This window comes from Microbacterium sp. SL62 (assembly GCF_026672635.1).
GTDB lineage: Bacteria > Actinomycetota > Actinomycetes > Actinomycetales > Microbacteriaceae > Microbacterium > Microbacterium testaceum_A.
In genome coordinates, this window is sequence record NZ_JAPPRM010000002.1 from 79243 (window position 1) to 104792 (window position 25550).

Here is a 25550-nt window from a genome sequence, read left to right on the forward strand (position 1 = left end):
CGCCCCGTTCTCGCACCGACACAGACTCACCCTCGCCCCAGCGCGAGGAGACGCAGGGAGCACCACATGGCGAAGAAGACCCCGAACCCGCGGGCAACGAACTGGGACAAGCTCCGAGGCCGGGAGGCCAGCGAGACGCTTCGCAACCGGGACGTCTACGAGACCCAGCAACTCGATCGTGGTCGGATCGACCCGCTGCAGACCAAAACCGGTCGCACGATTGCCGCGACGATCGTGGCGCTGATCACCGCGGCCCTGCTGTGGCTGGTCCTCTCCGTCGCTGGCTTGTTCATGGGGTTCATCAGCCCCGGAGACGGGCCGAAGGCGCCGAGTGAGTTCTATCAGCTCGTGCAGGTGGACGGCTCGACGGTGTTCCACTGCTACCAGATCCTCGACGCAGACGGCACGCCGCTCGAGGGCGCACCCTGCTACGACACGATGGTCGAAGCTGCCGACAACCCGCCCACCTGGTGGCTCGAAGAGCGACACGGCACCCCCGAGACCGAGCCCGTCGCGGGTGCGACGCCGGCGTCGGGCACGAACCCCTTCGTCGGCGAGCTCGGCAACCTCGCCTGGTGGAAGGTGCTGCTGACGCTGCTGCTCTCCTTCGGCGTCTTCGGGATCGTGCACTCGATCCTCATGCGCAACCTCGACGCGCAGAACCTGATGAACGACACCAGCGACATCAACCAGCACACCGGCGACCAGCACATCGCTCTTCCCGACGAGATCGTGCGCAAATTCGACTGGTTCCCCGACGCCGGCGCACACTCGTCCGTGAGCTTCAGCTCGATGATCAGCCATGTCATGCTCACCAACAAGGGCCTGAAAAAGATCGACACGTCGGTCCGGGCCGAGAGTGACATCCTCGACGAGGACGGCGACATCGAATACCTCAAAGGCGAGCTCCTCGTCGACGAGAACGACCAGGTCATCACGACGCGCGCACCGATGATCGACGAGGAGTTCGGTGACGCCCTGTTCGAGACGTCCGGCGTCCCGAAGGACAAGAAATTCCGTCGCAAGTTCGACGCGACCACGGTGCCGTACAACGGCGACGGCTCCGACCGCAGCAAGCTCGGCACGCACAAGACCGTCGCCGACATGATCAACGCCGACTGGGTGCTGCCCGAGTACGAGGTGCAGCGGCCCGGGGGCGCCTACATCGTCGACACCGCTCCGGTGAACACGATGGTCCTGGCCATCACCCGAGGCGGAAAGGGTCAGACGTACATCGAGCCCGTCATCGACATGTGGCTGCGCGAACGCAACCCCAGCAACCTCGTCATCAACGATCCCAAGGGCGAACTGCTGGTCAAGAACTACGTGCCCGCCACGATGCGCGGCTTCCAGGTGGTGCAGTTCAACCTCATCAACGCGATGAAGACGGACATCTACAACCCGCTCGGCATGGCCGCGGATGCCGCGCGCGAGGGCGACTCTCCGAAGTGCGCCCTGTACGTCGAGAACATCGCGGACGTCTTCTTCCCCCTCGACGGCGGCGAAGACCCCGTCTGGCCGAACGCCGCCAACAACGCCTTCAAGCGTGCCGCCTACGGCCTGATCGACTACTACCTAGAGGAAGAGCGTGAGCTGCGCGCGCACGCTGCCCGCACCAACATGGATCCGACCGTGCTCGAGAAGCGCCTGGACGACCTGTGGGGCAAGGTGACGCTCTACAACTGCTACCAGCTGTTCGTTCAGCTGACCGCCAAGAAGGTGAAGAACCCCCTGAAGGCCCTCGAGGCGCGCGCCAAGCAGGGTGAGTTCGGCGACCCCCAGGGTGAGGACTTCGATGCGGACGCGTACGAGGAGGAGCGCGACGTCGCGATGAAGAAGGCGTTCCTCTGGGAGGACAAGGACGAGCTCGACATGCTGACGCTCTTCTTCAACGCCACCGCGGGACTCCCACGCAACTCGATGCGCACACTGGTGAGCAACGCCGACAACGCCCTTCGTGCGATGGGCGCCGCGGAGAAGATGCTCGCCAGCGTCTACGGCATCGCGATCACGGCCATGTCGTTCTTCACCGACCCCACGATCTCCACCCTCACCTCCGGGGCACCTTCGCAGAACACCGACCTCGGCGGATTGTCCTTCCCTCGGCGCATGGGAGTGCGGTTCGGGATGAACTTCCTCAAGCGCAACCACCTCGTCGGCCTGCAGGTGAAGTGGGACGCCTTCGCGGATGCCGGATTCACCGACGACCTCGGCGCCGACTTCGCGCACGAAGACATCGTGTCTCGAGAGGGCTGGGCGCGCTACTACTTCAAGGGCAAGTTCGCCACGGACGTCGCCTACCTGCGCATGCGCGTGATGGACCCGGCGACCGGCATCCTCAATCGCACCTTCTACTTCCGGTTCACGAAGGAGTACCAGACCTCCCTCAACGGCAAGTACTACATCACCGACCCGATCTCCAACGACAAGATCGTCAAGAACGGCATCCTCGTCGAACTGCGCGAGAACGGCGCGGATGCCGACGGGAAGATGACGTACGCCCCCGGCCACACCACGTACCGCCAGGAGCGTCTGACCAACATCACCTTCGGCATGCCCGAGAAGGAGTGGGCTGACGCGATGGCGATCACCTCCACGATGGTGCGCTACAGCGAGAAGCCGAAGGCCGTCTTCCTGGTGACGCCGCCCCACCTGATGAAGTACGCCAAGCTCATCCTCATCCTCGTCAAGCAGCTCGTGGACCTGAACTTCGACAAGTCCTACATGACGAAGAAGGACCAGAAACCGCTCTACAAGACGCGGTTCATGCTGGACGAGCTCGGCAACCTTCAGTCCGAGGGCCACGGAATCTCCGGCTTCGAGACGATGCTGTCAATCGGGCTCGGGCAGGACCAGCAGTTCACGATCATCCTGCAGACGCTGCAGCAGCTGCGGGACGTCTACGGGGAGTCGGTCGACAAGATCGTGCAGGGGAACACCTCGAACATCGTGTTCCTGAAGTCGACGGACGACTCCATGATCGACACCCTGTCCAAGATGTCCGGCACCCGCCACGTCGGATACCGCGACTCGAAGACGGTGACGAAGGACACCGAGCGCGTGGTCAAGAGCCTCAACGTCGAGGGCAAGGTCTCGTACACGATGACGACGAAGGAAGAGCCCGTCATCTCGTACAACGACATGGCCTACATCTCCGAGCGCAACAGCATGGTCTTCCGCGCCGGCGACTCCCCGGTGTGGAACCGCAACGAGACGGGCCTGCCGATGTCCTACCGCCTGCTCAAGGACACCATCGTGCACCCGGGCCACGAGTACACCCTGCAGACGATCCCGACGCTGAGCTCGGCGCTCGAGTTCGACGTGCGCCTGAACCAGCCCGACTTCGAGAAGATGCTGGCCAAGCGCATGCTCCAGGCGGAGAACGCCCTCGATTGCAAGTCGGTCTACCAGGCCGCATACGACTACGCCGACGTCGACATCGCTCGCCTGGACCCCGACGTCTACAGCGAGGAGGTGATGCAGCTCGTCGACGTGTCACTGCGCGAGACCATTGCCGACGAGTACGGCGTGATCGCCGACGAGGTCGACCTCGACGATGCCCCCGCTGGCTTCTACGACCACGACGACTGGGAAGTGAATCACGAAGTCATCGAAGCCACCCAGGTCGCCCAAGCCGCGGCCGCCGGTCGTCAGGAGCTTCGCTACGCCGGCGCGCACATCAGCCGCGAGATGCTCGTCAGCGCGGACGGCACCGCCCTGCGCAACACCCTCGACCGGGAGATCGTGGAGGCCTACAAGGCGGCACGGGCCTACATGGAGCGCGACGCGGCACACTTCAGCGTCGGCGCGGGAGGCTCGCTGCGGTCCTCCGACGGGGGAACCCTCTACATCGACGCGCTCGATGAATCCGACGCGCTGCGCCAGCTCAATCGCGCCGCGAAAGAGGAGACGTCGGGGGTCTATGCCGAGGACGAGATCGCCACGCTCGGCGGCTACCACGTGACGCCTGAGTTCTACGAGTTCCTGGCGTCGCTCGACAGCTGGTCGGGCATCGCCAGCGGCGAATTCGATCGGGCGATGATGCTCGCGATGCGGGATCGGAACGAGTGAAAGGTTAACCCCGTAAATATGCGTTTTTCTCTCGTTTTTGAGTGAAAATGTCCGCCCCCGCTACTACGCTGGGAGGATCACTCACCGAGGCTGGCTGGACCAGCCTGAACGAAGGGGAAAGCCCATGACCATGGACCCTCGAAGCGCAGGTATGCGTCGATACCTGTACGAGCATCTCTTCCAGCAGACGATCGAACGCACGCAGGGGGCGACGGGCAAGACCATCATGGTCTCGGCCGCCCGCTCCCTGCGTGCGAAGGTCGAGCAGGCGCTGAACGCGGAGAACCGCTCGATGAACGACCTCGACCTCGGCATCCCACCGGTGCTCGCCGCGATCGAGAAGACGATGTCCGAGAACGTCCCGGGATACCCCGGGGTCTTCCTCGACGCCAGCAGCACCTCGCCCGCCTACCTGCAGATGCAGGCGTCGTTCTTCGACATGGCCGGATTCGCTCGTCGCGGGGCCGACAACGAGATCATTCAGCCCCAGCCGGGCAAGGCCGGCCCCCGCCTGCCGATCTCGCCCTACGACCCTCGCTGGGCCGTGCGCAGCACCGTCAAGCAGGCTGGCTCCCGCGTGCTCTACGTGCTCGGACACGACGTCACCGAGCTCGCCGGGGGGAGCGCCGCGCAGATCAGTGAGCTGCGCACCCAGGACCTCCACCTGCAGATGCTGGACGAGGACGGTCAGGCGATCGAGGCGGGGGACGCGTACAGCGTCGACGACGCTAGCGGCATGACCGAGCTCATGGGTCGCATGAGCGAGCAGGAGTACCGCATCGTCCGCGACTGGGTGATCGATGGAGCCCGCGGTCAGGACGGCCAGATCAACCCGCGCCGGTTCATGACGGCCGAGGCGCTCGAGCGCTCATCCGCCATCCTGGACGACCTTCGCGATCGCGGCGTCCCCTACACGGTTAAGCGCGACCGCAACCCCGGCCAGATCAAGGCCGAGATCAACGGCACGAAGCTCTCCGTGCGCCTGACCGAGCCGCGCGAGCTCGAGCACTTCGTCGGGCGCGTGTACGACGACGGCGTGGCCACGTACTTCTCCACGAACGTCAAGGACGGTCGGTCGCAGAAGACGATTCCCTACGTTCCGACGCCGGCTGAAGCGGTCTCGCTTCTGCGCATCGCCCAGGGCCAGCCGGTCCCGCGCGCCGACGGCAAGGGCCTCGTCGGCGAGGTGCGCAGCCACCCCGAGTCGGAGTGGGATCGCACCCAGGGCCGACGCGTCCCAGTCGAGGTGCAGGACTCCTACTACGCCAAGAACGACCGCATGTGGACGGCCGTGTACGGCGACCTCGTCATCGACGGCCAGATCCCCGAGCCGGGCGCCAAGGTGCTCATCCGCCGGTCCGCGCAGTCCCGCACCGCCACGGCGCAGTTCTTCGTCGACGCCGAGCGCGGTGAGCAGTACCTCCGCGAGTCGATCGACACCGCTCGCGAGAACTTCGCAGCAGCCCTCGAGGTCGACCGCCTGATCGCCGAACACGCGGACCACGCCGAAGCCGCCGAGCTGGGGGAGTGGTTCCCTGAGTTCAGCGGGGAGCCGGAGGTCGCCGCGATCCAGCGTTCGTACTGGGAGGTGCTCCGCGGCGCCCAGACCACGTTGCTGCGCTCGGGCGCCACGGAGGAGGACTACCTCGCCAAGGTCGGCGTCATCGGCGAGCTTCAGGTCGACACCGACGCCGCGCGCGCCACCCACGACATGCTCGTGGGTGAACTGGCCTACGTGGGCTCTCCCGAGCAGAAGGTGCGCGATCACGCGGCCGACGTCGTCGACGAGCTCCTCGGCACCTTCGAGCAGCACGAGGTGGAGCTCGCCGACACCACGGTGACGCGGCGCTTCGACCCCGTGCGCGTGGCTCAGCACATGACCAGCGAGTTCGGCACCTGGCGCAACAACGCCGACATCATCGCGGCGTTGCGGGTGACCGGCATCAGCGGTGACGACATGATGGGCTCGAGCTTCAACGCCCAGTCGATCAAAGACCGCCTGATCCAGTTCGATGCCTCCACGGCCGTCGAGCCCAACAGCCACCCGGACCCCTTCGTGGTGAAGATGGGATCCGCCATCGGATACGCCATCGAGCGAAACGGTGGCCGCCAGATCCAGGTCACGATCGATCACCAGGGCATCGCGCGATGGGAAGCGGAGCGCCTGAGCCGCACCGGCGACGTCGAGAAGGTCCAGGGCGAGATCGGTCAGCTCTTCGGTCGAGGCGAGCACGGTGAAGTCGTCACCCGCTTCGCCAGCGGAGAGAACTACCTCTTCGTCCCCGGCTACGAGGCGCGCATCGCCTCCCAGCGCGCGGGCGAAGACCGCAGCGTCGAAGAGCGCACGCTCCTGCGCGGCTACGAGCAGATCATGGCCGACCAGATCGACTACCAGGTGGCCAACGACATGCTCGTGATGCGCACCGAGGTCGGCGAGCCCACGTCGCTGAACGGCGTGTACCGCCGTCTCTACGACGTGCGCCACGACGTCGACTACATCGCCCGCGCGGCCGAGGAAGGGCTCGAGCAGCACGTCGTCGACGCCATCCTGGCCACGGAGGCGCGACGCATCCGCTACCCCAGCGAGATCGCCTCGGGCTCCACCGTGCACGCCGCGTGGCGGGCGGAGAACGCATCACACGCCGCCGACCCCGCCAACGACAACCGCTTCGACCCGTGGATCCTCACGGGCGGGCGGAACATGGCGATCATGACCTCGGAGGGTGACGGCTACTTCGACCCGGTGATGACCAACGGAGCCGTCTACCAGGGCATCACGCGCTACCTCGTCGACGGCGCGCGCGTCGACGGTAAGACGGGGCAGATCATCCCCAGCGCAGACCCCGCGGACCGCACGCCTCTGATGAAGCTCCCCGAGACGGAGTGGATGAAGTACGACCCGTATGACCGCCAGCAGATGTCGGCGTCCAACCTGCTCAACGCGGCCGCCGTGACCGAGCCGGTCGGTGTGGCCATGATGACGTTCGGCGGATGGACGGCTGATGACCCGATGGTGGTCAGCAAGAGCTTCGCCGAGAAGCACGCGATCCGCGGCGCGGACGGAGGGCTTCGCTCGCTGGTTCCCGGCGACAAGCTCAGCGACATGCACGGCAACAAGGGCGTCATCTCTCTCGTCGTCGACCCCGACGCCGTGGCCGGCCAGGATTACGACCTGGACGACACGAGCATGGCCACCGCGGTCGAGGTGTTCTCCGCCAACCGCGACCTCGACGTCGTGATGAGCCCGTTCTCGGCGGTGTCTCGCTTCAACGGCGGAACGGCGCGCGAGCTGATGGAGGAGCCCGCCGACCTGACGCTGCCGGGCAAGGGCGTCACCCGCGACACCATGGGCAAGATGCGCCTCGTGGTCACCCACAAGGACGTCGAACGCGGAACACGCGTCTACGACGAGGCGGCTCTTCGCGAAGGCCGCGGCCGCAAGGCATCCAGCCAGCTGGCGTGGGCGCTGGGGTCGCAGGGCGCCGATCAGGTGATGGCGGAGTTCTACGGGCCCAACAATCCCGCGATCGCGAACTTCCGCGAGATGCTCGTGGTGATGGGGCTGGACGTCGAACCGGACGGCACGATGCGCGTGGGCTACGACGACATGGCTGAGGGCTCGGAGCGCCGACTGTTCCCGATGCCCGAGCTGATTCTCACGACCCGGGGCACCCTGAACGCCAACAAGATGAAGGCGGACTTCGGCAAGCTCATCGGCGACCGCGGTGGTGACCTCGAGATCCCGTTCCCGCTGCGATTCCCGACCGGCAACCGCATCCCGACGGCCAGCGACTCCTCCTGGAAGCTGCCGGTCATGAGCTCGCACCTGCGCAGCGGTCAGGATCTCAGTGACGGCCAGAGCACCGCTCACGACTACACCAACCAGTACCTGGCGGTGCACGAAATGGCCTGCCGGTACCGCGCGGCCAAGGCGGAGTTGGAAGCGAACCGGCCGGTCCTCACCCCGCAGCGCCTGAGCGCGCTCGAGGACACGATCGCGGAGAGCCCGCGGCGCGCGCAGGCCGCCTTCGACACGATCACCGAGGACCTGAAGCAGAAGCGCTTCTCGGGTCGTCGGAACATCTTCAAGGAGGGCCTGATGTCCTCGCGGCTGCCGAACTCGGCGACCGCCGTCTGGACGAGCGACCCTCGTCTGGACATCGACCAGGTCGCAATCGGGCCGGCGATGGCGGAGGCCCTCGGCTTCCAGGACAACGACTACGCGCTCATCTGGCGCGACCCGGTGCTGCGCGACGCCGGCGTCCGTTACATGCGGGTGAAGATCGACGAGCGACTCACCGGTGTTGCCATCAACCCTGTGATGGACAAGTCCTTCGACGGCGACTTCGACGGCGACTCGGTGGCCGTGGTGCGCCTGACCAGCGACGCCGCGCGCCAGCAGGCACTGGAGAAGCTGACGATCGAGGCGAACCTGCTCGATCTGGGCCAGGTCGGCGACGACGGCCTCCACCCCCTCGCGATGCAGGACTCTCTCGACGTGAAGGTGTCGCAGCACGTCGACCCCGCCCTCACCGGTCGCTTCGTGCGGGCGCGCACCCGCGCGAACGACATCCAGGTCGACCTCGACGAGGGCGAGATCGACAACTTCGCCGCGTGGGAGCAGCGTCACGCGCTGGTCGGCGACCTGTCGGAGTACTACCGAGAAGCGATGCAGAGCCAGTTCGGCGATGCCACGCTGCGCTTCGGGGACGCCGGTGATCACGTGAAGAGCGTGATCGAGGCGTGCATCGACACCGGCGCCAAGGGGTCGATGTCGAAGATCGGAGACTACTGCCGCCACCTCGGGGTCGACCCCGACACGATGGCGGACCTCGGCGACACCCAGCACACCCGGGAAGAGGACGAGGGCGTCATGATGGCGACCGCCGTGAAGTCCCACGGCACCGGTATCGCCGGCGCGTTCTCGCAGCGCGGCGTGAAGGCGCTGCGAAACGTGGAGCTGAAGGCGGTGCTCGAGCTCACCTACCCGGTGACGCAGTCCGTCCTGCAGGCCAAGCACGACCCGGAGGAGGCTCGCCAGAAGTACAACATGCTGATGGGGCCCGCACGCGCACTGTGGAAGGGTCGCAAGCTCGAGGTGGTCACCAGCGAGGACGGTGGTCGCGAGTGGGCCGTCGTGCGCGACAACAATGGCAAAGAGGTCCAGGCGGACGCCGAGACGTGGAAGACGCAGTTCGTCGAGCTGTACACCGCGAAGGACGGACTGAACGTCTCGGTGAACGCGGAGAACGTCGAAAAGGTGACGGCGGCGCTCACCGGACCTGACGGTCGGATCATCGACATCGAGGACACCGAGTCGGCGGCGTTCGACGTCGCGGGATCCACGATGGACCGCCTGGCCTACGGCGGCACCTTCACCGACGTCCTGGCGGCCGCAGAGAAGCGCGAGAACATCTTCGCCGGATCGGAGAACGGTCACTTCGCTCCCTACGCGATCCGCGCAAACCAGCGTGCGATCGCCGAGTGGGAGAAGGCAACCGAGGCAGGGTTCGAGGTCGAGGTGCCGACGGTGAAGCCGCTGGTCAACCGCGATGTGCTCGCCGAGCACGACTCCCGGGCCCGCGCCCGGGGCGCTGGTCGCATGTCCCCGGTGGCCACCACCGTCCGTGCCCCGCGACCGAAGCTGCGTCCCGAGCTGAGCGAGCAGACCATCGAGGAAACTGCGGCGGAGAGTTACCAGCTCTGACGGCGTGAATGAAAGAACCCCACCCCGGGCAAGGGGTGGGGTTCTTTTGTCGTGGCAGGAAATCCACGGTTGGGATCGTACGTCGTTTTCCGCACGAAAACCAATTGATCTGTAGAATCGCCTCAGAAACGAGCGATTCCGGGGCCCCTCATTGGGCATCCGGCTCGCCAGAACTCGCAGCGACACCCCGTCGCCACATGAAGCAGAGGAACAGCGATGGCCGAGCCGAGGCGCAACCTGAACATCCCGATGTACGACGTCCGGGATGCACCCGGTGGGACGATCCTCGACGACGACGTCATCGATGTCGAGGTCGTCGACGCCACATCCCTGGGGGAGCGGCTGCGTGCAAGAGCTCGCGGTGGAGCGGAGTCCGTTGCGGCATCCGTGCGCAACGTCCGCCTGAACGGCGCCTGGGACAGCTTCTTCACCGCCCCAGCCGATGAGCGTCGCTTCGCTCGCGGCAGCGCCGACTCCCGCGCACGCGCGCGGCAGGCGGGGCGCGATCGACGCCGGGACGACGAGCAGCGCCGCCGCGACGACGAGGCCACCCAACGACAGCAGAGTGCGGAGCGCGCTCGGCTGGAGCGCGAGGCGCGGATGGACCCCATCGCGCGGCTCCGCCTGTCCACCGCTCGGGCCGGCGAGGCGTACATGGAGAGCCTGCGCGCGAGCGGGATCCTCGAGCAGAATCAGAGTCCCGCCGACCAGCGACAGCAGCTCTCCGGCCTGCACCAGGTCTACGCCTCGATGATGGTCCTGCAGTGCGTCGGCCCACTCAAGCAGGGCCTATCTGGTCAGAACATCGTGGCCACGCTCGGCATGGCCGCGTCGATGTGGGCGATGTCGCCCGACTTCCGCGCGCAGCTGGGTTCGTTCGTGGACGGGATCGGGCCCGCGATCCGCGAGAAGATCGATCGCCAGGAGGCGAAGAAGGACGACAAGGCCCGGAGTCGTTTCGACAAGCTGGCCAGCAAGGGCAAGGAGGAGAAGCTTGGTGGTCGCTGGCGTCGACGCCTCGAGCGCATCGAGTTCGCCGAGAGAGGTCATCGCCTTCCGTTCACCGCCGAGAGTGCGGCGATGACGGAGGTCGCCTTGGCTGAGGCCGCGTACGCCGACATGCGTCGACCGGGTGCGGATGCCAGCGCCGTCAACGATCGGTACGTGTCGGCCCTGGCCAACCTCTACGGCTTCGCTGAGGCGGATGGCATCGCCCCGGAGCAGGTATCACGCGCGATGCGTGTGGTCGTTGGTCAGCGTCTCGAGCGCGAGCCAGGCCTGGCGAGCGTCTTCAACGAGCTGGGGCACGGTCGTTTCGCGAAGAGCGAGCCGCGCGAGGTATACGACGCGGTGACCATGGAGCCGCGCCTTGTCTGGACCGGAGACTTCGTGGACGGCTTCGAGGGGAAGACCATCTCGAGCGGCTCGTTCAGCGTGCGCCCGAAGATGAGCCCGGATGAGCACATGACCGCGGTCACGGAGATCCTGGCCACCGAGATGGCGGCGACCTCGACCGCGGCCGAGATGAACGACGTCCTCACGCAGTACGTCGTCGCGGCGTCAGCCGGCGAGTACCCGGACGTCGTCGACGAGCTGAGCGACACCGACGCGCGGCGACGGTTCGGAAAGGCGAGGACGATGTTCTCGTCCATGAAGGACGACGGCCTGAGCGCCGAGCAACAGCATTTCGCATACTCGTCCGCGTACGTCGACGCCGTGGAGATGATGCAGCTGTTCAAGCCCGATCTTGCAGCATCGTGGGTCGCCCAGTACGGCGAGAACTGGCAGGAGAAGGTCGCCGAGGACATTGCACGCTTCAAGAACATGGGCGCCAACGCCGCGCGCGGTTCGGGGGCCGCAGCTCCCGAGAACTTCGAGCACTTCACCGCATCGTCCGGCTCATCGGGAGCCGCGCCCACCGCAGAGGACATCGTGGACGCCGAGGTGGTCGACGACGATCGGCGGGGCCGCCCCACGCGCCCAGCCCCGCAGGGGGCGGAACGCACGCGTCCGAGCAGCGCGCCTCGACGCCCCGCGCGCAGGGGACGTCTCGAGCAGCCGGTGTACGAGGGTGACCTCCTGCCGGCCGACGAGGTCGGTTCCGACGACGACATCATCGACGTTGAGATCGCCAACCTCGACTCGATCGGGCCGGGACGGGGTCGAGCGGCTCTTCTCCCCGCCGCCGGCGCACTGCAGCCCTCGGGCCCGGAGGTCGAGTCGGAGGCGGATTCGGCTCGTCGACGGATGGCTGTCGCGAAGATCCGTCGAGCGCGCGTCAACCAGCACTACAACGAGGTGCAGACCGGTTCGATCATGGGGATCGGCAAGGACGACGCGGCGCCCCTGCAAGACGTCGACTTCGAGCTGGGCTGACGGTCTCACCGTATAGACTTGCTCATATACGAGCAAAAACCGACCCGGTACCGCCGGGCGCAGAACATAGGAGGGGTGGACATGGGCATCTTGGGTTTCCCCAGCGAGAATGAGCTGTCGTCCATGCTGGGCTTCGTCACCGACGAGGACCGCGAGAAGTGGCGGAGGGGTCGCGAAGCCTCGGAGAGTCGCCGCCAGGAGACGCGCGAGGGCCTGAGCGCCCGAGGGCTCGTCTCTCAGGCAGCGATGCCGGCGGTGGGTATCGGAGAGCGTGTGCTGAACGCGGAGCTGCACGCCGCACGCAACGAGTCGGCGCGAAATACTACGCAAAAGCAGACAAAACGGACAGTCACCACGTTTACCAAGGAAGAACCCCTATCCTCTGATGAGTACGAGGCTGGTCTGTAGCAGATTCAGTGTCGGCGCAGGAAATCAGAGGCCTCGGTCTGAGGGCAATCGGACCGGGGCACGACACATTGCCCCTCGGGGCTAAATCAAGGACGGTGAGCCCATGAGCGCAGCGATCGAAGAAGCCTCCGAGGCCAAGCAGAGGTCGAACCGCAAGAGCGACGCTGAGCGCATCAGCAAGCGCGAGTTCGTCATGCGCGTTGGACGACGAGCTGGCGTGCCCCTGAAGATCACGAACCAGGTCTACGACGCGATCTTCGACGAGATCAAGGAGCTCGCGGGCCGAGGCGTGAGTGTCACGCTGACCGGTTTCGGGAAGTTCTACCCCCAGGTGCACAAGGGCCACCAGGTTCGCTTCAAGAAAGAGGACGACGAGGTGCGCGACTACGCCGTCCTGAAGTTCTCTGCCACGCGTGAGACGAACCAGGGTCTCGGCATTCCGTCGGTATCGCCGGATGCGGAGAAGAGATCGTAATCCAAACGTAAACGAGAAGTCCCGGGGGTTGACGCCCCCGGGACTTTTTGCGTCTCCAACGCACGTAGCATGTCCATGAATGCAAATTCTGAGCCGCCGGGGGGTGGTTTTGGGTGTGCACCACTGAGGGTGCATTCCGGACTTGGAAGGGCTAGTGGGGGGATGGGACCAGCGAAGCGCGACGCACTCGTCGTGGAGACGCTTCCGTTAGTGCGATTTCTGGCGAGCTCCGTGCAGGCACGGGTGACGCAGATTTCTCGCGACGACCTCGCATCGGCCGGCGCCGAAGCGCTGGTCAAGGCGGCCGACGACTACAAGGTCGATCTCGGCGTGCCGTTCAGCGACTACGCGCGGCTGCGCGTGGCGTGGGCGATCAAGGACGAGCAGCGCCGGATGGACTGGGCTCCGCAGAAGGTGCGTGCCGCGGCGAAGGAGGCGGTCCAGACCCGGGAGATGCTGTGCGCGGAGCTCGGGAGGACACCGACCTCCGCCGAGATCGCCCTGCAGCTCGATCGTTCACCGGCGGCGGTCACGCAGAGCCTCGCGGATGCCGCTCGCGTGCTCACCGATCTCGACGAGGGCCGCGCGTTCGACGTCGCGTCTGCGATGCCGCTTCCCGAAGACGTCGTGGCGTCAGACGAGGAGCGCGCAATCCTTGAGGTGGCGATCGAATCTCTGCCGGAGCGCAAGCGCCAGATCATCAGGGACCACTACTTCGAGGAACGCCCCATCAAGGAGATCGCCGATGACCTCGGTGTGAGCTCGGCAGCGGTCTCGCAACAGCGCGCCGAAGCCGTGCGCATGCTCCGCAACGCCATGGACCACCACTACCCGGACGAGCATCGTGACGAGCCGGCAGTGGCACCGGAGACCTCGTCGTCAGGTCTGGAGAAGTACTTCGAGCGGATCGCTCGAAGCGGCAAGCAGATGGCGCGGGCGCTGGTGGCACGGGCCCTCGACAGCTGAGACGCACGAAAAAGACAGGCCCCGAGGGACGTATCCCTCGGGGCCTGTTCCTGGTGGACGCTCACCGCGAGCGAGATGCGGATGCCACCCGCTCGGCGATGCCGTAGTACTTCGCCGCCTCCTGCGCGTTGGCCCTCTTGGCTGAGGGTGAGGGGCTCTCGAGAGCGATCCTGGCGTACTGATCCCCGATGGAGAGGTAGTACCCGTCGCCGCCGGCCGCGGGCTCCTCGGTGTGAGCCGGCTGGGCTTCGACCCGATTCGTTACGGACTCGACGGTGTTGGGGGGTGTGCCAGTCACAGAGCTCCTCTCTCAGCTCGATTGCGAAAGCTCATCTGCCGCAGGTGCTCGGGCGCCAGACGATACATGTCGGCGTGGGTGAGGAAGGTCGACCCGATGACGTCTTCGACCGTCGCACCGGGACGGTAGACACCTCGTGGCGCGAGCCCATCGAGGTAGCCGAACTCGAACGTTCGGTTCGGTGAGTGCGGCCACTGACCCTCGTAGCTGAGCCAGAGCTCGCGGTAGAGCGGGAGCAGCTCACGGAGCATGTCCTCGTCGGGGGACACGACCCATGCGAATGGTCGAGGGCTGAGCTCCCCCTGCTTCTTCGGGGAGTCGGCGGGCTCGAAGATGCACGGGAACCTGTCCGGCAGGGTCACGGCAGCAGCACGTTCCCCGCGAAGAGCTTCGGCGCGGATGCGGTCCTCCCAGTGGGGAGACGCTGAGAGCATCAACATCTCGAGCATGGGGTCAGCAGCTTCGGCGGCGGCCGCGAGAACGGCGTCTGCGGGAAAGCGGCGCAGAGGGCTGGTATCGCCCAGGGTGAACCTCTTCACATCCCAACCGACAGTGGACGGCTCGTAGACGAGAGGCGCGCGACCGAGCCCGTCGGCGGATGCCATGACGGTGCGGTACCGGGCGAGAGCGGCACGGACCTCTTCGGCCGCGATCTCGACGGCGTCAGCGGGAGGGTTGACCGAGGGGGTGGTCACGTGTGCTCTCCTTTCCCCTTGCGGGTGTCGCCGTTTGGGGCGGTGTAGAAGACGTGACCCGTCTGCTCACCTTCGACCCAGACACCCTTCACCTCGCCGTTGTCATCCACCGAACTGAACTCGACGCAGGTGCCGGGGTCGAGCGTGGCGGATCTGCGAATCAGGCTCTCGATCGCGCGGACCTCGTCCGCCTGTTCTTTCGTGCGTGCGGTCATGTTCGCCCTTTCGCGTGCGGTCGTGGGTCGTGCCGCCGTGCAGCGGGGTCCCCGGGTCGGGCGCGGGCGGCACCCTGTGAGAGGGCCGCCCGCCGTGTTGGTCAGTCGTCCGCGTTCCGCTCTCGGTATGAGGTGTTGTCGTTCTTTCGCGAAAGGGTGGCGGAAACGACAGTGCCCCTGTCGGGCCGGCTGAGCCGGACACCGCAGGGGCACTGTAGATCGGGGGAATTACGTGGCGAAGCTGTACATCTCTTGGCCGACGAGTGTGAAGGTGATGCTCCCGGGAAGCGGGTCGGGCACCTCTTCGTAGTCGTTCAGGAGGGTCGCCTTCTGAACGGGGAGGAAGATCGTTCCGTCGTCCTCGAAGATGAGATCCTTCGGGAGGAACGAGATGAAGATCGAATCCTCGCGGTTCGAGAGCTCCACCGTGCGAGCGACATCACCCTGGACGTGGATGTTGAGCTCCACCTCGTCGGTGAAGACCTTGACGGGAGTCTTGTTGTCCTTCTCCGGCGGGAAGCGCACGTCGACGCGGTATCGGCTCGGAGCGATGGACTTGATATTCAGGTCCTCGACGATGTCCGCGAAGACGGCATCCTCGTGGTTCAGCTCGAACGCGATCGCCCGCAGGTGGTCGTAGTTCAGCGGCATCCGTCGCGAGAACAGCGCTGCGTTCTCGATCTCGCCCGTGGCAGCGCTGGGGGCCTCGTCGTTCAGGAACTGTCGGACTTCGGCGGGGCCGGGGTATGCGAAGCGCATGTGGTAGTGGAAGCGACCCGGGCGGTTGACGATGTACTGGCTGACGTCGGCGATGTCGTTGACGGTCAGGCAGTAGATCCGCTTGGTGGTGGAGATGCCATCGAACAGCGTGAGGAACTGGTTCTGGCGGTCATGCTGGTAGTTGCGGGGGCCGCCGGCGGGGAAGACCTTCTCGAACTCGTCGAAGATGACCAGGCACTCGTCCAGGGTCTCGATGAAGTCGACGATGCCGTCGGCGTCCTCGGTCACCAGGACCACGGGGATGCCGTCTTCGATCGCACGTTCCGCGACCATGCGGAGGAAGAGGGACTTACCCATGCCCTTGTCGCCGGTGAGCATCACACCGAGGCTGCGGACGGTCCGCTCGTACGTGCGGAAGATTTTGTCGACCTTCTTCTCCCGGCCTCCGTAGACCCGTTCGGGGCCGACGGCGAGGTCGTCGCACTTCATGAGGCTGAACCCGTCCTTCTGGCTGAAGTGCACCTTGTAGGTGCCGACGGGGAACGCGTCGTGGGCGGTAACGGTGGAGTCGTAGACGCGAACGTTGCCGGAGGTCTCGATATAGGTGCTTGACATGTCTCTTCTTTCGGCTTCTGCGTGTATCTATCGAGTCGATTCGCTGGGACGTAAGGCAACCCAGCCACCAATTTGGGGGTTTCCGGTCGGCTGGCGTCCGGAACCAAAGCCTTCACGGGCTTGAGGTGACGCCGGTGAGTGGCGACCGACATAGATGACAAAGTTCTAATCCCGTTGCCGGCACGCGAGTCGTATGGTCGAGAGGCCGGGATACGAAGGGGGCTCGTATGGTCTGGGGTGCGGACGAGGCTATGCAGCGTGTGCAGGACGATGTTCGCCGCGCGCAGAGCCGTGCGGAGCGGTACCCAGCTCTGCAATCAGCCCTCGATGGTGTTCGAGGTGGTGCGATCTCGGTTCGACGCGATCTGTCGGTCGAAGTGGATGCGTCGGGGGTTCTGCGAGATCTCCGCATCGGAGACGGTGCTCTCGAACGTGGTGGCGACCGCCTCGCTGGCGAGATTTTCGAGCTAATCAGCAAGGCGACCCGGGAGGCTCGGGCGCGAACGCTCGCGGCCACGACAGAGATCATGGGTGATGACGATCCCATCGTGAAGACCATCGCGGCGGAGCTCGACGCGCGGAACGCAGACGATGACCTCGGGCGCCCCGGAGGCACGCGATGAGCGCGGGGGACATTCGCGTCGACGCGGATCTGTTGCATGAGCACGCAGCACGGATCGAGCAGCTCTCTGGCGACGCCGCGCAGGCGCTTTCCGCACTACAGTCGATCAGTCTCTCCGGCGGGGCGTTCGGAGTGTTGTGCTCGTGGATGGTGCCGCCATTCTCGATGGCCACGGACGCGGTGGGAACCGCAATCCGGGCCGGCGAGGACGTGATTGAGCGAACCGGTGAGGCCGTCCGCGGGATGGCGAGCGATTTCCGGGAGTTCGAAGACTCCGCCATCGACGTCGTACGAAGTCTCGAGCAAGGACTCGGCGGATGAGCGATAACCCACTGGTCGCGACCGCCGCCGCATCTCAGCCCACGGCATTCGGCGGGGCATACCTACTTCAAGACGCGGCCGACCTCTCTCACGCTCTGCAGTCTGGCGGCTGGGTTGAAGGGGGAGTAGCCGCGTTCTCCACGGCCTTGGACACCGTCGGCGCTGTCATCGACCCCATCGGAACCCTCATCGCCAACGGGCTGGGTTGGGTGATCGACCACATCGAGCCGCTCCGGGGCTGGCTGCAGGACCTCTCCGGCAACGCCGCCGAGGTGCAGGCGTTCTCGCAGACCTTGGCCAATGCCGCAGGAAAGCTTCAGCAGGTCGGCGGAGACATCGCCCACCGGCTTGGTGACATCGAGGGAATGAGCGGCGAAGCTGTCGACGCCTACCGCGCTCACGGGCAGCGCATGGCTGACTCCGTGTCGTCGATGGGGACGTGGGCGAACGCGGTCAGCTCAGGTCTGGAGATCGCGTCTACCCTCGTGCAGGCCGTGTACGAATTGGTCCGCGACGCCATTTCGCAGGTGGTGGGAACGGCGATCAGCGCCGCCATCACCACGGCTGCGACAGCGGGCTTCGGTGCACCCGTCGCGGTAGGGCAGATCGTCACGAAGGTCGCCTCGCTGGCGACCAAGGTGGGTCGGTTCCTCGAGCACCTGCTGACGTCACTGCGGCGCGCGGTTCCTCTCATCGACAAGCTCGCCGGAGCAGCAAGCAAGGTCGCCGGCCACATAGGCGACTGGCTCCGGGGCTTCCGCCCCGGCGCAGCGCCGTCGAAGGTGGAAGTCACCCCCGTCGTGCACCCACCTGCGTCCTTCGGGGTAGCCCCGCGGATGCAGTATCGAAAGACCTTCCTCGAAGCGCACCCCGAGATTGCGCCTGGCGATGTGACTGTGCACCATGCCGTTGAGCAGCAAGTCCTCGTCAACAATCCGGGCCTCGTAACTCCAAGCCAGATGCATTCCCTTGAGAATCTGCGGGGAATTCCGAACGAGATAAACTCGACCCTTCACCTCAAGACCATTCGCAGAGAATGGGATGCATTTTACGAAATGAACCCTGATCCGTCGGTTCAAGAGCTGCTCGACCACGCGACATACATCGACGATAAATACGGACACCTCTTTATCCCGCCGATTCGATGAGTTGATAGGCTGACTACCATGACGTACACCCGAGTCCAGCTGGAAGTACCCTTCAGCTACGGCGACAAGGCGGTCATCGACCAAGACCCTTCGCACCGGCGTCATGGGCGGAAGCCCTACATCACCATCGACTTGAACCTGCTCGAGCTTCCGGTGCCCGACCTGAGCACGGTCTACGGCGCCTACCTCGCTACGCCCGAGCTCGCTGCGCAGTTGCGTCAGTTCTCCGGGCTCAGGGAGCGTCAGTTTACTCTCGGGCTCGACCCCCAGGCCGAAGAGCTGGGGCAGTTTGAGGGCAAAGAAATCCCCGAACTCGTTTGCTTCGAAGTGATCGGCGATTTTCCTCGTGACGACTTCGCGTTGCGCGAGAAGGTTCCCGGGCTGCTCGTTTCGGAGCGAGCGTGGGATGTCATCAAACGCGCCAACATCGGTGACGCCGACGTCGAGCCCTACGAGCCGAATTCTTAGCCAGTCTCTTAGGCGCGATTAGCTAAGAAATTGTCGCGACGTCGTCGGCCGCATGCTTCGCCGCGAGCTTCCAACGCCAGCCGCCGAGGACATGAGCCGGGGTCGGCCAGACGTCGAAACGCTCCTGGGTCAAAGTGTTCCCGTGAACGACTAGCGCGGGCACGTTGATCAGCGTCAGCTGAACGTACGTCATGAAGACGGCCATCGGATCGAGGTCGGTGGCGGTGACGTGGATTCGCTGTTGGTAGTTCACGCCTTCGTCCCGCAGAGCATGAGCGAGGGCGATGATCATGCCGCCGCTGCCGGAGGCGGGCTCGCTTACGGTGATGAAGTCGCGGTCGACGAGGAGGGGGAGGGTGTCTCCAATCGTGAGTTTGGCGGTGACGAGACTCAGATCATAGGGAGTGAAGAACTGCCCCAAGCGCTCGTTTCCGAGGTCGAGACTCATGTAGAGCTCGCCGAGCGCGTCGGTGAACCCTGCCTCGAGCGTCGCTACTAGTCCGTCGAGGACTTGGTCGAAACGCTGCATCTCCTCGGTCGAGTACTTCCCCGCGACAGCGCTGAATCGGTCTCGGCGTTCATCAAAGCCGTGACCTCGATCGACGGCTGAGCGAAAGCACAGCGCGGTGAGTTCGCAGAAGTCCCGGAACACCTCCCCGATCCGACGGGCGCCACCGGCGGTGTTTGCCTGCAGCAGCTTCTTCACGCGGACTTCCTCGCTTCGTCTGGGCTCGCCCAGCCGTCCAGCCCGAGCAGTCGCCTGTTGCGGAACACCGTCCGGACGTTGAGGTGCAGCGCCTCCGCGATCTTCGGGTCACCCCATCGACGCGCGTGGAGCCGGGTGATCGCTTCGCGACGCTCGGCGAGATTGAGCTTCACCTCCTCGCCGTCCATCGCCCGGAGCACGGCGGCTTCGTCGATTGGGAGCGGCGGGGTCTTGCGCGGGAGCGGCGCGACGGGAGTGACCGGGACGACCGCGAGAGCGGGACTGCCGTGGGGTCGTTCTCGAGGGTCGTCGATGTCGTCCCACGCCAGCGGGTTCGGCCAGCCACGTTCTCGGGCCGCGTCGCGCTCCGCGTCTGCAGCCGGCCCGGTGGGTGGGCGCCAGCACAGGCGGCGGTACTGCCGCGCGATGCGTTGCGCGGTCGCAGGGAACACCTGACTCACAGCACCGTTCAGGAGAGTGTGCACGTGCGCAGGTGACAGCTCGAGGTGGGATGCCAGCTGCTGCTGGGTGAACCCGATAGCGCTGAGAGCTCGCGTACGACGGATGGTGCCGGTGGCATCGATCCGTTTCGGTCGTTCGTTCATGAGGTCCTCGTCTTCGTCGTGTCGGCGAGACCTCTATCGGGTCTCGTCAGGGAGCAGCGCTGAGTGCGCGTTCGACCTCGGCCATGGCATCGCCGCGGGCGGGGATGGATTCGTAGAGCGTCTGGTAGGCGTCGCGTTCTGCAGCCACCAAGGAGAGCGCGCGAGTGAGCGCTTGGACTCGCTCGTCGGCGGTGGCGCCGGCGATGGCGTCGATTTCGCGTGACATGTCGATGCCGTGGAGCTTCACGTGCTCTTCCCACTTGTAGAAGAGCGGGAAGGTCTGGGGGTCGCGGCCGACGCTGAGCGATAGGGCGAGCGCGGCGTCGATCTCGCGCATGCCCGCGGGAGCGACAACGCCCATCCGGTGCTTCAACCGCGATGAGTCGACGGTGTGAACCTGCTCGCAGAGGGCGAGTGAGGCACCCACACCCTCGATCTGTGGCAGCTCCACGTGGGTGGGGCCTGTGCGCTTTCGGGTGGCAGTGGTCAAATACACGACCTGCGCGAACCCGGCGCGCCCGTTGGTGACGTTGTTCGAGACGATGAGCCCCGGTCGGTTGCTCCACAGCTCCGATCCGACCGCAGGGGCGTTGGGGTCGGCGATCACCATCCAGATTTCTCCGCGGCGATGGCGTCTCTTCTGCTCGTCCTGAGAACGGGTCGGCGCCGAACGGGCGATGTCCGCGGGGCTTGGGGTGGGTTTCGTCATGCGGGTCACCTCCTGATCGGTGTGGGTGGGGGCGTTACTCGGGACCGCGGCCGGTGTAGACGTCGGCTGCGGCGTGACGAAAGGCGTCCATGAGGTAGACATGACCGCTGTTACGGGCGACCTGGTACTCGAGCGCCTTGCGGCAGGACTCTTCGTCCGCGTCGTCGAAGTGCCCGTCGGGGTAGTCCGTGGCGACGGCCTCGGCGCGGATGCGCAGCTGGTCGAGGCGAATTTGACGGCTGCCGTAGTGCTCGACGACGTACGTGCCGTCGCCGTAGTCGGTGAACGTCGTGAACAACGCCGCGGGTCCGACGTCCTGTTGGCGTTCGTTCAGAGCGACGTCGACGGAAGCGCCGGCCTGCTGGAACGCGGCGAGGACGAGCAGCAGGGCGACGTCCGCGTTCGCCCCGCCGAAGGGCGCGAGGATCGACTCGATCTCTTCCGTGGTGACCTCGTCGTGGTTCGACGTGAGAAGCCCCACGACGGCGTCACGACGAGCGGACGGGTTCGGAAAGAGCTCGTCCATGACGACGACCGTGTCGTCGACGACGATCGCCGAGTAGACGGTCGAATATGCGCGCTCGGTCGAGGCGGGGGCGACGAGAGACATGTGTCCTCCTGGTGATTTTCGGCCGGGGCCGGAGATTGGTCTGCGTCAGAGCAGGTGGTGGTGAAAGGCGATCAGCACGATGGCGCGTGCGGTCGAGATGACGGCGTCCCGGCCGGACAGTCGGCTGTCCTCGATGAGGCCGCGGAGCTCGGAGCCGGCAGCCCGGTATGAGCGGGTCGCGCCATCGGCGATCTCGACCATGCAGTAATCGGCGACGCCGTCGTAGTCGCGGGAGAGGGTGATCGTCAGACCGGGAACCACGTCGCTGTTGCGCAGAGCGTCGACGACGTCGCATACGGCCGAGAGGAAGTCGTCCGGTTCGTCGTAGAGCGGCGCGTCCTCGGAACCGTAGCCATCGAGGTCCACGGCAGGCTCCGCCGAAGTGAGCGCTCCGACCAGAGCTTCGTCCGTGAGGGTGTGCGGATCGATGTCGAACAGCTCTTCCACGGAGACGAGACGGGGTCGATTCGGAGAGGTCACGCTCCGCTGATGGAAGACGGTCGCCGCCGTCAGAAGACTGTCCGCGGTGACGATGTCGAAGGTCGCTCCACTCGAGGCGTCGTTGCGCGAGGCGCGGGCGGGCGCGTCCCTGACGAGAGTCGTCTGTGAGGTGACGAGGTAGCGGGGCATGGTGTCCTTCGTTGTTGCTGGTGGGAGCACGACAGAGAGGGACGTGACCGTGGTGGCAACGTCCCTCTCTGTCGTGCGGTGCCCGACCGGCGACCTGGGGTCAGCTGGTCGAGGCGGTGAACGCCGATCCGTCGTCGACGGGCTCGGTCACGCCGGCGTCTCCGCCCGCGTTCGCGCTGTCGCCGGCGAGGACCGCAGCGGTCTCCACCGGATCCAGGCGCGAGAGCTCGTCCGCGAACTCGGCCACAGCCGTGCCCACGTCGACGCTCGGCTCTTCGGAGGGTGCCGAGGCGGTGAGGAGCGCGAGAGCCGCCTCCACCTCGTCATCGCTGGACTGATCCGAGACCAGCCCCTGCTGCTGGAGGAAGAGGACGTCGTCCCGCTTCTTCAGCGCCGAGAGGAGCATGTCGTAGTCCGACACGATCCGCGGGTGCTTCTCGTTGCCGTAGGAGAGCACGAACATGCGCTTCATCGCCCGGGTGAAGGCGACGTAGTACATGCGCTTCTCGGCCTCCTTGATCTTCGAATCGTCCTTGTGGACGACCACGACGTTGTCGAACTCGAGACCCTTGGCTCCGTGCACGGTGCTAACGACCAGACGAGCCTTCGCGCTGAGGTTCTTCTCCTTGCGCTCCTGGTTCTTCTGGTTCATCAGCGACTGCTTCACCGAGTTGTGGCGGATCTCGAAGCCCAGCACGTTCTCCTGCAGGCGCTCGAAGAACACTTCGCGGGTGATGAGACCAGCCTGGAACTCACCGAGCCATCCGGCGACCGCGTTGGAGGCCTGAACCCACCACTCGGACGTCATCCGCTGCACCGCGGGCGCGATCTTGTCGATCGCCCCCTGGGCCTTCTTGTTCTTCGAGATGAGCTCGGCGAGGTTGTCGTTGATGCCCTTGTGGATCACGAACGCCGCGTCAGCGGGGTCCACCTGGCACACGTCGTTCCAGTACAGCTTGATGTACTGCGAGAAGACGGTGGTGGGGTAGCTCTTGCTGCTGACGAGGCTGGCGACGTGCTCGTTGGGGAACATCTGCTGCAGCTTCTTCTCGATGATCAGGATGTCCATCCGCGCGTGGGCGAGGAAGGCCACCTGCTCACCGCGCGCGAGCGCGGCTTCGATGAAGGGGCGTGCTTCGACTGCGATGAAGCCCGCCAGCTGCTCGCGGAACTTCGTCAGGTGCTGGAAGTGCTGGTAACTCAGCGTGACCTTGTCCTGGAAGGAGTCGGCCGTGGGCACCATGAGCGAATTCGCCCGCAGCTGCAGACCTGCCGCCGCGTTGGCCTCGATGTCGGCGAGGTGAACGTTCGCGAAGTCCAGGATCTCCTGGTTGCTCCGGTAGTTCGTCGTCAGCTGGAACGTCGCGAAGACGCCGGATTCCTCGAGCGCATTGAGCGCCTTCGGGTTCGACGCGCGGAACTCGTACAGGGTCTGCGACGCGTCGCCGACGATGAACATGTTCTCGCGGTGCTTCGAGACGTACTTGAGCAGGTAGATGAACTCGAAGATCGAGTTGTCCTGCACCTCGTCGATGATGAGGTACTCCGACTGCACGTGCGCCGGCTCGATCATCTTGTCGATTTGCTGGTAGGCGATCACGATTTCCAGCTCGAGGCAGGTCTGACGGATGCGGTCCAGCATCGCGAGCACGTCGACCTCGAACTTCTCGATGAACGCGTTGAGCAGGGTCGTCGCACCAGGCTTCAGCTGGTCGACCTGCACCATCACCGAGCGGAAGTTCCGCGCGATCTCGTTGTTCGGGAAGTAGATGTCGAGGCTGTTGAGGATCGTGTCGATCGACGACAGCTCGTGGGTCGGGTGATTCAGCGAGTAAATATCGTGGATCATCCGCGCGATGGTCATCGACTTCACGGCGGGGTTCTTCTCCGTGATGTTGTCGGCGGCCGCGTTCGTGAACGACAGCACCGCGATCTTCGCCGGGTCGACCCCGCATCCCTGCAGGTGCTGGATGCGCCCCAGGATGACGGTCGACTTGCCCGTTCCCGCGCCCGCCTGCACCAGCGTCAGCGGCTCCGGGGTGGAGATCGCCTGACGCTGCTGAACGGAGAAATGCGCCGGCATCGCCCAGTTGCTGGTGGTGGTCGGCGCCGCGAGCTGGCTCTTCATGGAGTTGAGGCCCTCGAGCGTGTGCGACATCAGCAGGTTCAGGTTCTGCTTGCTCAGGTTGTTCGCGATGTCCGGAGGGCACACACCGTTGATGGTGGCGTGGATCGTCCGGTAGGCGCCGAGCGAGACGTTGTAAGTCTCGAGGTAGCGCAGCTGCATCGCGAGGTGGTGGAGCGTGTTTTGATCCGGCTGGCCGTTGGCGAAGAGCTCGGTGATGTGCGTCGACATGATGTCGGCGACTCCATCTCCCGCCCACGCTTCGGCCTGGCGGCAGATGCGCTCGACGACCTGGTACATCTCCATCCACTCGGCGAGGGCATCGGGGTCGACGAATACTCCGCCGGGGGTGGCGGAGATGTTGTTCGTCGCTTCGCGGATGAGCTGCTCGGCGTCGTCGAGAGGTGCGTAGCTGAAGCGCATCATCGCGAACTCGTCGGCGGCATCGAAGGGGGCCCGGTACAGCGGCGGGTGGGAGGCGACGGCTCGGACACGCTCGCTGGTCGAGCCCTTGGCGACGACGAACACCTCCATGCGGTACAGAATCCGCAGGTCCTTGGTCTTGGTGTCGCCGCCCTCATCGACGCGGAGCACGATGCCCTGCGGTGTCAGATCGAAGAACACGTCGAAGTCGTAGTTCGTGGCGTGCGCGGTGACGTCGAAGCGGTCGTCGGTGCGCGGCACCGTGTACGTGAGACCGCGCGAGGCGTTGTGCTCGACGGAATACTGCGCGAGCGGCCCCATCGGCATCGTGATGGTGGTCACGTTGGACCCCGAGTACCGGCTCTTCTGCAGCACGTCGGCGGTGGACATGGTCGCGGCGCTGGAGCCCAGGGGGTATCGACCGGGTCGGACGTTTTCGTTCAGGAGGCCGACCTTGCCACCGGAGCCGGTGAGCTCGATGCTGAAGTACTTCGGGGTCAGAGCTTTGGCCGCCGAGGTGGGGCCGGCCGTGGCGAGCTTGGTGATGTCATCGAGCTGAAGAGGCATCGTATGGCTTCTCTCTGGTCATTTACGCCCGTGGGCGGAGTGGGTTGTGCGGTGTCGTCAGCGCGTCGCC

The 25550-nt window shown here is 65.4% G+C and carries 20 protein-coding genes; 10 read left to right on the plus strand and 10 right to left on the minus strand.

Going from position 1 to position 25550, the window contains the following annotated elements; genetic code table 11:
• Positions 1-66: 66 nt before the first annotated feature.
• The 6 genes from OVA26_RS16335 to OVA26_RS16360 all read left to right on the plus strand — a co-directional run bounded on the left by OVA26_RS16335 (position 67) and on the right by OVA26_RS16360 (position 14003).
• On the plus strand, positions 67-4071 hold the full coding sequence (locus OVA26_RS16335; protein WP_268105060.1) for a type IV secretory system conjugative DNA transfer family protein: 4005 nt from the start codon (positions 67-69) through the stop codon (positions 4069-4071).
• A gap of 124 nt (positions 4072-4195) precedes the next feature.
• Positions 4196-9778, plus strand: a complete 5583-nt coding sequence (locus OVA26_RS16340; protein ID WP_268105061.1) for a hypothetical protein — start codon at positions 4196-4198, stop codon at positions 9776-9778.
• A 216-nt stretch (positions 9779-9994) separates the two neighbouring features.
• On the plus strand, positions 9995-12154 hold the full coding sequence (locus OVA26_RS16345) for a hypothetical protein (RefSeq protein ID WP_268105062.1): 2160 nt from the start codon (positions 9995-9997) through the stop codon (positions 12152-12154).
• An 18-nt stretch (positions 12155-12172) separates the two neighbouring features.
• A complete protein-coding gene (locus OVA26_RS16350) occupies positions 12173-12562 on the plus strand; it encodes a hypothetical protein (protein ID WP_268105063.1) in 390 nt (129 codons plus the stop codon).
• Between the two features lie 103 nt (positions 12563-12665).
• A complete protein-coding gene (locus OVA26_RS16355; protein WP_268105064.1) occupies positions 12666-13037 on the plus strand; it encodes an HU family DNA-binding protein in 372 nt (123 codons plus the stop codon).
• A 162-nt stretch (positions 13038-13199) separates the two neighbouring features.
• Positions 13200-14003 (plus strand): sigma-70 family RNA polymerase sigma factor, encoded by an 804-nt coding sequence (locus OVA26_RS16360; RefSeq protein ID WP_268105161.1) that lies wholly within the window; start codon positions 13200-13202, stop codon positions 14001-14003.
• 61 nt (positions 14004-14064) lie between these two features.
• Here the strand turns inward: OVA26_RS16360 and OVA26_RS16365 are convergent, their stop codons facing one another.
• The 4 genes from OVA26_RS16365 to OVA26_RS16380 all read right to left on the minus strand — a co-directional run bounded on the left by OVA26_RS16365 (position 14065) and on the right by OVA26_RS16380 (position 16546).
• Positions 14065-14301: a hypothetical protein gene (locus OVA26_RS16365; RefSeq protein ID WP_268105065.1), complete on the minus strand. Its 237-nt coding sequence runs from the start codon at positions 14299-14301 to the stop codon at positions 14065-14067.
• Positions 14298-14996, minus strand: a complete 699-nt coding sequence (locus tag OVA26_RS16370; RefSeq protein ID WP_268105066.1) for a hypothetical protein — start codon at positions 14994-14996, stop codon at positions 14298-14300. Before OVA26_RS16370 ends, OVA26_RS16365 begins: the two co-directional genes overlap by 4 nt.
• A complete protein-coding gene (locus tag OVA26_RS16375; protein ID WP_268105067.1) occupies positions 14993-15211 on the minus strand; it encodes a hypothetical protein in 219 nt (72 codons plus the stop codon). The genes OVA26_RS16370 and OVA26_RS16375 overlap by 4 nt, the downstream gene beginning before the upstream one ends.
• 228 nt (positions 15212-15439) lie before the next feature.
• A complete protein-coding gene (locus tag OVA26_RS16380; protein ID WP_268105068.1) occupies positions 15440-16546 on the minus strand; it encodes an AAA family ATPase in 1107 nt (368 codons plus the stop codon).
• A gap of 251 nt (positions 16547-16797) precedes the next feature.
• Between OVA26_RS16380 and OVA26_RS16385 the strand changes: the two genes are divergently transcribed.
• From OVA26_RS16385 to OVA26_RS16400, 4 genes are read left to right on the plus strand one after another with little or no spacing between them, the layout of a single operon-like run.
• Positions 16798-17169, plus strand: a complete 372-nt coding sequence (locus OVA26_RS16385) for a hypothetical protein (RefSeq protein ID WP_143017923.1) — start codon at positions 16798-16800, stop codon at positions 17167-17169.
• The gene (locus OVA26_RS16390; RefSeq protein ID WP_268105069.1) at positions 17166-17489 is read left to right on the plus strand and encodes a type VII secretion target; all 324 of its coding nucleotides are present in this window, start codon (positions 17166-17168) and stop codon (positions 17487-17489) included. The genes OVA26_RS16385 and OVA26_RS16390 overlap by 4 nt, the downstream gene beginning before the upstream one ends.
• Positions 17486-18637, plus strand: a complete 1152-nt coding sequence (locus OVA26_RS16395; protein WP_268105070.1) for a WXG100 family type VII secretion target — start codon at positions 17486-17488, stop codon at positions 18635-18637. Before OVA26_RS16390 ends, OVA26_RS16395 begins: the two co-directional genes overlap by 4 nt.
• 18 nt (positions 18638-18655) lie before the next feature.
• Positions 18656-19105, plus strand: coding sequence for a hypothetical protein (locus OVA26_RS16400; RefSeq protein WP_268105071.1), 450 nt, complete (start codon positions 18656-18658; stop codon positions 19103-19105).
• Positions 19106-19127: 22 nt separating this feature from the next.
• On the opposite strand, the gene OVA26_RS16405 is transcribed toward OVA26_RS16400, so the two are convergent.
• The 6 genes from OVA26_RS16405 to OVA26_RS16430 form a co-directional block, all read right to left on the minus strand.
• Positions 19128-19811: an N-6 DNA methylase gene (locus OVA26_RS16405; RefSeq protein WP_268105072.1), complete on the minus strand. Its 684-nt coding sequence runs from the start codon at positions 19809-19811 to the stop codon at positions 19128-19130.
• Complete coding sequence (locus OVA26_RS16410) at positions 19808-20416, minus strand: hypothetical protein (RefSeq protein WP_268105073.1); 609 nt, start codon at positions 20414-20416, stop codon at positions 19808-19810. Before OVA26_RS16410 ends, OVA26_RS16405 begins: the two co-directional genes overlap by 4 nt.
• A 46-nt stretch (positions 20417-20462) precedes the next feature.
• Entirely contained in the window at positions 20463-21125 is a 663-nt protein-coding gene (locus OVA26_RS16415) for a type II toxin-antitoxin system PemK/MazF family toxin (RefSeq protein ID WP_268105074.1), read from the minus strand.
• Between the two features lie 34 nt (positions 21126-21159).
• Complete coding sequence (locus OVA26_RS16420; protein ID WP_268105075.1) at positions 21160-21735, minus strand: hypothetical protein; 576 nt, start codon at positions 21733-21735, stop codon at positions 21160-21162.
• 45 nt (positions 21736-21780) lie between these two features.
• Positions 21781-22365: a hypothetical protein gene (locus tag OVA26_RS16425; protein ID WP_268105076.1), complete on the minus strand. Its 585-nt coding sequence runs from the start codon at positions 22363-22365 to the stop codon at positions 21781-21783.
• Between the two features lie 100 nt (positions 22366-22465).
• Positions 22466-25480: an AAA family ATPase gene (locus tag OVA26_RS16430; RefSeq protein WP_268105077.1), complete on the minus strand. Its 3015-nt coding sequence runs from the start codon at positions 25478-25480 to the stop codon at positions 22466-22468.
• Between the last annotated feature and the right edge of the window lie 70 nt (positions 25481-25550).